This window comes from Tychonema sp. LEGE 06208, assembly GCF_015207505.1.
Taxonomy (GTDB): Bacteria; Cyanobacteriota; Cyanobacteriia; order Cyanobacteriales; family Microcoleaceae; genus Microcoleus.
In genome coordinates this window covers 23,199-31,728 of the sequence record NZ_JADEWT010000077.1, presented here as the reverse complement: position 1 = coordinate 31,728, position 8,530 = coordinate 23,199, and the positions used below count along the sequence as shown (strand labels likewise).

Annotated in this window: 6 protein-coding genes; all 6 read right to left on the bottom strand. The window is 46.2% G+C overall.

What is annotated here, in order from left to right:
• Positions 1 to 296 precede the first annotated feature (296 nt).
• Positions 297 to 1,088: an ABC transporter permease gene (locus IQ263_RS19245; protein WP_194012477.1), complete on the bottom strand. Its 792-nt coding sequence runs from the start codon at positions 1,086 to 1,088 to the stop codon at positions 297 to 299.
• A 48-nt stretch (positions 1,089 to 1,136) separates the two neighbouring features.
• Complete coding sequence (locus tag IQ263_RS29945) at positions 1,137 to 4,139, bottom strand: ATP-binding cassette domain-containing protein (protein WP_194069363.1); 3,003 nt, start codon at positions 4,137 to 4,139, stop codon at positions 1,137 to 1,139.
• Positions 4,140 to 4,781: 642 nt separating this feature from the next.
• The gene (locus tag IQ263_RS19235; RefSeq protein WP_194069358.1) at positions 4,782 to 5,429 is read right to left on the bottom strand and encodes a Uma2 family endonuclease; all 648 of its coding nucleotides are present in this window, start codon (positions 5,427 to 5,429) and stop codon (positions 4,782 to 4,784) included.
• 87 nt (positions 5,430 to 5,516) lie between these two features.
• Positions 5,517 to 7,163: a WD40 domain-containing protein gene (locus IQ263_RS19230; RefSeq protein ID WP_194069357.1), complete on the bottom strand. Its 1,647-nt coding sequence runs from the start codon at positions 7,161 to 7,163 to the stop codon at positions 5,517 to 5,519.
• A gap of 162 nt (positions 7,164 to 7,325) precedes the next feature.
• A complete protein-coding gene (locus IQ263_RS19225; RefSeq protein WP_194069356.1) occupies positions 7,326 to 7,532 on the bottom strand; it encodes a hypothetical protein in 207 nt (68 codons plus the stop codon).
• A gap of 191 nt (positions 7,533 to 7,723) precedes the next feature.
• Positions 7,724 to 8,422, bottom strand: coding sequence for a pirin family protein (locus IQ263_RS19220; RefSeq protein WP_194069355.1), 699 nt, complete (start codon positions 8,420 to 8,422; stop codon positions 7,724 to 7,726).
• Between the last annotated feature and the right edge of the window lie 108 nt (positions 8,423 to 8,530).

Genomic DNA, 8,530 nt, shown 5'->3' with positions numbered 1-8,530 from the left:
TTTGTAGAATTTAACATTAGTCATTAGTCATTAGTCATTTGTCATTAGTCATTAGTCATTAGTCATTAGTCATTAGTCATTAGTCATTAGTCATTAGTCATTAGTCATTAGTCATTAGTCATTAGTCATTAGTCATTAGTCATTAGTCATTGGGAATTGGGAATTAGTAATTGGGCGGAGCGAAGCGGAGGGATTGGGAATTAAGCAATTCTCCCACTCTCCCACTCTCCCACTCTCCCACTCTCCCACTCTCCCCCTCTCACACTCTCCCCCTCTCCCACTTTTCCCTTCCCTTTCTAAGAACGCTGATATCGTAAGGCATCGATGGATTGGGCGGTGAGAAATACTCCTAGAATGATGTAACTGGCAAACATAATTAAACTGCTGGTATCGAAAACTCCCTTGACAAGATTGGTGTAATGTGTTAGTAGCGATAACTGTGCTAATGCGACTCCGAAGGGGCCGCTAATACCGACGGCGGCGGCATCAATTACCCACAGAAATAATACTAGAGTGAAGGTGAGGATGGCGGATAAAATTGTGCTGTCTGTGAGGGAGGAAATAAACATTCCGAGGGACAATACTGCTGCTGCTAGGAGGATGAGGCCGCCGTGTCCTAACAGGAGGACACCGGCGGGTACGGGTGGGGTTGATGAACTGAGGGCGATCGCCTCGCAGAAGAGCAGGGGCAACAACATTGTGGTGTAAAATGTCAAAACGCCGAGGAGTTTGCCGGTAGCAACGGCCCAGTTTGTTAAGGGCGATGTGGCTAAAAGTTCTAGGGTTCCGCGCTTGCGTTCTTCTGCGTAAAGTCCCATTGAAAGTGCGGGTAGCACGAACAGTGAAAGGGAACCCATGATTCGCAGAAATAGTTGGAGAAATTCGTAGGCTACGTCGATGGGAGGTTCGGTAATTCCCATTTGATCTCGCTGGGCGATTTGGGGAATTAACCCGTCGGGGGCGAGGAGAATGGCGATTAAGAAGTAGCCGGTAATCAGCCAAAAGACGGCGGCGATGGCGTATGCTAATGGCGATGCAAAATAGCTTTGGAGTTCTTTGCGATAAATGGCGATGATATTACTAATCATTACTAACCTGGGAATTGGGGATTGGGGATTGGGTAGTTGGTAATTGGTTCATTCTGTTTTGTCGGCTGGTGGGTTTGGTTCGCTGTCTTTGGTATTTTGGGGATTTTTTTCTATTTGTCGCTTTCTGGTAAGGGGTGGCGGTTCTGGTTGAGAATCGCTAGTCGGTTGTGGCTTTTTTTTAAGCTTCCGGTTTGTTACAACTGGGGGTGGTTCTGGTTGAGAAGGTTGTCTAGATTTTACGATTTGTGGAATTTCGAGATTTTCGACAATCGGTTCTGGTTGAGAAATTTCTCTCGACTCTACGATTTGTGGAATTTCAAGATTTTCGACAATCGGTTCTGGCTGAGAAATTTCTCTCGACTCTAGGATTTGTGGAATTTCGAGATTTTCAACAATCGGTTCTGGTTGAGGATGTTCTATCGACTCTACTGTTTCAACAATGAGTAGATTTTCGACAACCGATTCTGGTTGAGGATACTCGATCGACTCTACTGTTTCAACAATCAGCAGATTTTCAACAATCGGTTCAGGTTGAGCATACTCGATCGACTCTACTGTTTCAACAATCAGCAGATTTTCGACAACCGGTTCTGGTTGAGAAATTTCTCTCGACTCTAGGATTTGTGGAATTTCGAGATTTTCGACAACCGGTTCTGGTTGAGAAATTTCTCTCGACTCTAGGATTTGTGGAATTTCGAGATTTTCGACAATCGGTTCTGGTTGAGAAATTTCTCTCGACTCTAGGATTTGTGGAATTTCGAGATTTTCGACAATCGGTTCTGGTTGAGAAGGTTGTCTAGATTCTTGTCTTTCTACAAGTTCCAGAAAATGTGCTACTGATTGCACTTCAGGTTCTAAATCGTTGATTATCTCTATTGTTTCAAAAATCTGTTCTGGTTGAGAAAATGCGATCGACTCTGTTGTTTCGACAATTGGTTCTGGTTGAGAAAGTGCTATAGACTCGACAATCGGTTCTGGTTCGGAATACTCGATCGACTCGACAATTGCCAGATTTTCGACAATCGGTTCTGGTGGAGAAAGTTCTCTAGACTCTGTTGTTTCGACAATCGGTTCTGGTTCGGGATGTGCGATCGACTCTACGATTTCGACAACTTCCAGATTTTCGACAATCGGTTCTGGTGGAGAAAGTTCTCTAGACTCTGTTGTTTCGACAATCGGTTCTGGTTCGGGATGTGCGATCGACTCGACAATTGCGACAACCGGTTCTGGTTGAAAAAGTTCTCTAGACTCTACGGCTTCGACAATCGGTTCTGGTTGAGAAAGTTCGATCAACTCTACGGTTTCTACAACTTCCAGATTTTCGACAATCGGTTCTGGTGGAGAAAGTTCTCTAGACTCTGTTGTTTCGACAATCGGTTCTGGTTCGGGATGTGCGATCGACTCGACAATTGCGACAACTGGTTCGGATTCTGGTTCGGGATATGCGATCGACTCGACAATCGGTTCTGGTTGAGAAAGCTCGATCGACTCTTCTGTTTCTACAATCGGTTCTGGTTGAGAAAGTGCGATCGACTCTTCTGTTTCTACAATCGGTTCTGGTTGAGAAAGTGCGATCGACTCTTCTGTTTCTACAACATCTAGATTTTCGCCAACTGGTGCTGGTGGAGAAGGTTCTATCGGGAGTATCTCACTTTTGTGAAAAATATTTTTTACAAAAGTGAGCATCCTGCTTGCTAGTTTAGATATCTGTAGCGAGTCAGATGCTGGGGTTCCTGTGACACCCAAACTGAGATGATTCCCTTTTATCGACTCTGTTGTTTCGAGAATCGGTTCTGGTTCGGGATGTGCGATCGACTCTGTTGTTTCGAGAATCGGTTCTGGTTCGGGATGTGCGATCGACTCTGTTGTTTCGAGAATCGGTTCTGGTTCGGGATGTGCGATCGATTCTACTGTTTCTACAGGTTCGGATGCTGAATGAGAATCATAGAGGGACTCTAGCCTATCTGAAACTGGCAGATTTTCCACAATTGGTTGCGGTTCCGATTGATGAGCATCGGCGATCGAGTCTTGAATTTCTGTCGCTTGCAGATTTCTATCGACCTCCGGTTCGCTGTGAACAAGAGTTTCTTCCGGTTTATTTTGGGCTGCTGTCAGCCTTAAAAACACATCTTCGAGAGTAGCCTGATTGCGGCGCATCTCGCAGAGTCCGAATCCAGAGGCGATAATAGCTGCGGCAATTTCTCGTCCGGGTTCTATGTCCGATTCGCACAAGGCCCGCAGGTGGTAATGACCTGCTACAAATTGCTGCTTGCGGATTAATTCGACCGATCGAACTCCTTGCACATTTTCCAAAGAAGGCAACAGCAGACTGTTCAACAAATCCGCCTCACCTTCAACTTCCACTTCGTAACCTTCTCCGGTGGCCAACTCTCCCATCAAATTTTCGGGAGTACCCGCAGCGACGATTTTACCGCGATTGATGATGGTGACGCGGTTGCAAGTCATGCTGACTTCCGGCAGAATGTGGGTGGAAAGGATGATTGTGTGCTGGCCGCCGAGGCTTTTGATGAGATTGCGGACTTCGATGATTTGGCGGGGGTCTAGGCCGACGGTTGGTTCGTCTAAGATAATCACTGGCGGGTCGTGGACGATCGCCTGGGCGATACCGACACGTTGCCGAAATCCTTTAGAAAGTTTGCGGATTAAAACTTTGCGTTTATCAACCAGGCCGCAGCGCTCGATCGCCGAGGTAACTCGTCGCGCGCGATCGCCCGCCGGTACTTGCTTAATCCTGGCCACAAAAAACAGAAACCCTTCCACAGTCATTTCTGGATAAAGCGGCGGGTTTTCCGGCAGATAGCCGATGCGCTGTCTGACTTCCATCGAGTTTTCGTGTACGTCGAGGCCGGCGATGCGGGCAGTACCGCTGGATGCGGGCAAATATCCCGACAAAATCCGCATGGTTGTGGTTTTTCCTGCGCCGTTGGGCCCCAAAAAACCGAGAATTTCTCCTGATTCGACCGAGAAGGACACGTCCGCGATCGCTGCGGTCGAACCGTAATCCTTGCTTAAGTGTTCTACTTCTATCATTTTTCCGAAGCCAGTCGATTTTAGATTTTAGATTTTAGATGTGACTCAACCGCTTGTGCGCTGTGCGTCTTAGCACGGGAACAGTGGGGGTCGATCGAATTTTATGGCGCAAATTTTAATTTGATTTTGTCTTTTAGTGTAGTCCGGCCGTAACCAAATCTATCATAAGTGGCGATCGTACCAGAGAAACGCACGACGAGTTTAGGGCTGCCGTTGTCTCTGTCCAGCTAAGGCTGAGATTGCTTTTGCAATTTTATAAGTTTAAGCAATACTTCTCTCACTTAAGTTTTAAAGTTTAAAACAATTACTATTTTTTGGGCTGTAGAGTTGGTTTTTTATTGATTTCATTCTCATTTAACTGACGAATTTAGGTCGTTTGCGTGGTATTATCAATTTAAAAATCTTGGCTACGTATGTCAATTGATAAAATAAAGCTTGAAACCCTATATATTTCGTTTTAGAATCCTGTTTCGTGCAGTTAATTGTTTTTTATACAAGTCGGTCAAAATATATTTTTGTTGGTGATTGTTAAGCAAGTGTAAAGCGGGGGTTGACAAAATTACGCTTTGATGAATGGGATTTTTTTGACGAACCGCGAAGGCGCAAAGGGCGCGAAGGAAGAGAGGAGGAAGAAAGCAGGAATTATGGTTGCTGAAATTGAGTTAACAGCCAATTTCCTACTTGTGCTTGATCTTGAGTGCGACTCCGCCGCAAAGTCTCTTCCAACAAATCAATAGTTAATCCCGGCAAAACTTCCGATCGCACAATCCGCCGACTGCCATTATCAGCAATAATAGCAAAGGCAATAATTTCGGATTTTTGCACGTCTAGTACCCAATATTCACCGACTTTTAGCTCTTCGTAAAGCAACCGTTTTTCACCAATATCATCAGCCCAAGTAGAGTCAGCAACTTCTCTGACTAAATCTGGCGGTGGGGTAACGTCAAGACTTGCGATCGAAGTTCCCCTCGGTGCTAATTGCGCTCTTTCTCCGATATAGTATGATACATCCGGTTGACACTCTCGCACTCCTGTTTTCCTGTAGCTACAGTTATCCAATCCGTTAAGAGAAATACCTTTGATAGTACAAAATAGGTTAATTGCGAAAAGTGCGATCGCATTATCTCGTGAATGATCTGGCCCTACTGACATAGTTTCAATCCTCATTTGTCCGTTGCGGTAGTAGCATTTGGCTTTATTGTAAGCTGGGTCATCTGCCATTGCGATGAATTCTTCCCATGTTGCTACCACCCAGGTGTCTGTAGGTAATTTAGTTGTTAAGGTACTCATTTTTCACCTTTTGATTAGACAGTTTGGGTGACTATTTTTGTTATTCAATGACGCTTTCATTTAATCGTAGCACATTCGATCGCCCGCTCAATTTCCCCTTTTCCAAATCTTAATTTCCCCCAACCAACCCGCACTCACAATAGTCTTAGCATCTGCACTAATTCCCACAGCCGTAACATAGCCCGAATGTCCGCTCAAATTGCCTTTCAATTCGCCCGATCGCACATCCCACAATTTCACGCTCTTATCCCAACTCCCACTAACCAGTATACTCCCATCCCGACTGATTGCCAGCGACCAAACCCCATCAGTATGCCCGCTTAAGCGCCGAATTAACTGCCCGTTTCCGACATTCCACAATCCAATTGTCCCGTTACTGTTTCCCGCAGCCAAAGTTTTCCCATCGGGAGTAAAAACTAGGGACAAAACAGACAAATTTTTGCCGGCAATTGTGCGAATTGCTTGACCTGTTGCTAAATTCCACAACTTAATTGAACCGTCTTTACCGCCGCTAGCTAAAATTTTGCTGTCCGGGCTAATCGCCACAGCATTCACCAGTCCAGAATGCCCGGTTAAAGTCCGCAGCAATTCCCCAGTTTTGGCATTCCAAACCTTCACGGTTTTATCCCAACTGCCACTCGCGACAAACAAGCCGTCTGGACTGAGGGCAACGCTGGAAACAGCACCGGAATGCCCGCTCAAAGTGCGTACAACCGCGCCTGTTTCTAAATTCCAAATTTTTACAGTTTTGTCGTCGCTGCCACTAGCTAACACTTTTCCGTCCGCACTGGCTGCGAGTGAATTTACGGCTTCTGTGTGTCCTTGCAGGGTAGTTTTTAATTGCCCGTCGGAAAAATTCCAAACTGAGATTGTGCCGTTGCTATTTCCTGTAGTAAAATAAGCTGAAGCTAGGGCAAGGGAACTCACAACTTCCGAAGATCCTTTGAGGCTATTTGTGGCGACAAAGGCGATCGCGCTTCCAGGCTTCCGAGGCGCATTATTAACAGGAGTTTTCGGGTTTCCGGCTGTGGGAGATTGGGGAACTACCGGCAGCGAAACAGCCGATCGCCATTTCATGAAAGTATTGATTTCTATCCCCGCCGCCACGATTTTATCCGAATTTTCCTCTAACCTGACAATGCCGTTAATTGCCACAACTCGCCCCGCATCGTCGAGTACGGGCCCGCCGCTCATCCCCGCTCTCACTAAGTTATTGTATACCAAAGTATAACCGTTCCAGGGAGTCTGGCGGCCGGTAAGCTGACCTTCGGTGGCGATGAAAATCGGCTGTCTCAGGGAACCGCCGGATGCAGGCCAGCCGGCTACATAGGCTTTGTTTCCCTTGGTTGCTGCGGAATTGGCTAATTGAGCGAGGCGGTAGGTTTGAGGGCTGCTGAAGGGCACTACGGCTAAGTCCATCCCCGGCACTCGCCGCACGAGGCTGTAGTATACAGAGTGAGCTACACCGTCGGGTGTTACAACTTCGTAATCCCCTGCTTTATCGACAACGTGCCAGTTTGTCAGGATATAGTATGTGCTACCTTGTTTCTCTAAAATTACTCCTGAACCGCCTTTTGGCCCTTGGATGCGGACGGTAATTTGTTTGGCGACGGTTTTTACTGCGTCGGCGGTTAAGGCTAGGGCGATTTGAGGTGATGTGAGTGGAATTAGGACGATCGAGCTTAGGGCGATCGTAGCACTCAAAATAGCCGGAATTGTTCTGCTGTAGTTCATGATTGTGTCAATTTAACATACCCACCTATCAACGGACGGATAACTTTTCCGGTTTGTGGCGCGTTGACGGTTGAGGATGGAAGAGTGTTTTGGGCGATCGAACTTTCAACATCCGCACCAGCCTCACAATATTTGACACAGCCCTCTCGCTAGCAGAAAAATTTAGAATCGGGAACCGCAAATAGACTCAACAATAGCAACTGGCTTATCTCTATTCTTTTCTCGGCAAATCAGAATTTGAGCCAAACGCTGCTCAGTATAATAGCCATTAGCTATCCAGCCGAGGGCTGCGCCCGCGATCGCGCCGACTGCTAAACCAGTGATCAGGCTCAAAACAAGATGCTTTCTGGCGATCGGTTTTTGTTGCATAAAAATTTATCCTCAGCAATTACTCTTAGAAAAGATAGCACAAATAAAAGTTATTTTCTTCCTCCTATTTACTTATTTTCTAAGTAGTAACCATACTAAGTAGGGTGTGCATTGCGTACCTTACCTATCACTATTCATAACTAAGTAAGGTGTGTATTGCATACCTTACTTAGTATGTACAGTGTGCAATATCATGCCAAATCAAAGAGCAAAAATTCCGCATCTTCCGCCGCTTCAATCACCAACTCAGCCTCATCGCTAACCGCCGCACCGTCACCTTTTCCTAAACTCAAACCGTTGAGCAAAACAGCGCCGCGAGCAACTTGCACCCAAGCATGGCGATTTGGCTGCAAAGTATGAGAAACCCGCGATTTTTTATCCAAAACCGCCGCATACAAATCGACATCTTGATGCACTTTCACCGAACCATCTCTCGCATCGCGCGCCGCCACAAGCCGCAGTTGTCCGCGCCTTTCGGCTAGGGGAAATTCCCGTTGTTCGTAACTCGGTTGCAAGTCATTTGTATCCGGTAACAACCAAATTTGTAGCAAATGAACAGGCTCTGTTTGCGAGTGATTGAACTCGCTGTGTTGGATGCCAGTACCTGCACTCATCCGCTGCACTTCACCGGGTTTGATTGCTGCACCGGTTCCCAAACTGTCTTTGTGTTCTAATGCTCCTTCCAGTACATAGGTGATAATTTCCATGTCCTTATGTCCGTGAGTTCCGAAACCTTTACCGGGGCTAACGACATCCTCGTTGATTACCCGCAACGAGCGAAAATTCATATAATTGCGATCGTAATAGCTGGCAAAAGAAAATGTGTGGTAACTGTCCAGCCAACCGTGATTTGCGTGTCCTCTTGCTTCACTTTTTCTGACGGTAATCATTTTCTGCATCCTCCTGTAATTTGAGATTATAGATTTGAGATTGAGTAATTGGGAATGACTGAGGTCGCTCGTAGTTACGAGTACGGGCTGGGACTTCCCTTCTTTGAC

Excerpts from the sequence above, each read along its gene's own strand:
- IQ263_RS19245 (WP_194012477.1), bottom strand. The coding sequence starts at position 1,088 with ATGATTAGTAATATCATCGCCATTTATCGCAAAGAACTCCAAAGCTAT.
- IQ263_RS29945 (WP_194069363.1), bottom strand. The coding sequence starts at position 4,139 with ATGATAGAAGTAGAACACTTAAGCAAGGATTACGGTTCGACCGCAGCG.
- IQ263_RS19235 (WP_194069358.1), bottom strand. The coding sequence starts at position 5,429 with ATGAGTACCTTAACAACTAAATTACCTACAGACACCTGGGTGGTAGCA.
- IQ263_RS19230 (WP_194069357.1), bottom strand. The coding sequence starts at position 7,163 with ATGAACTACAGCAGAACAATTCCGGCTATTTTGAGTGCTACGATCGCC.
- IQ263_RS19225 (WP_194069356.1), bottom strand. The coding sequence starts at position 7,532 with ATGCAACAAAAACCGATCGCCAGAAAGCATCTTGTTTTGAGCCTGATC.
- IQ263_RS19220 (WP_194069355.1), bottom strand. The coding sequence starts at position 8,422 with ATGATTACCGTCAGAAAAAGTGAAGCAAGAGGACACGCAAATCACGGT.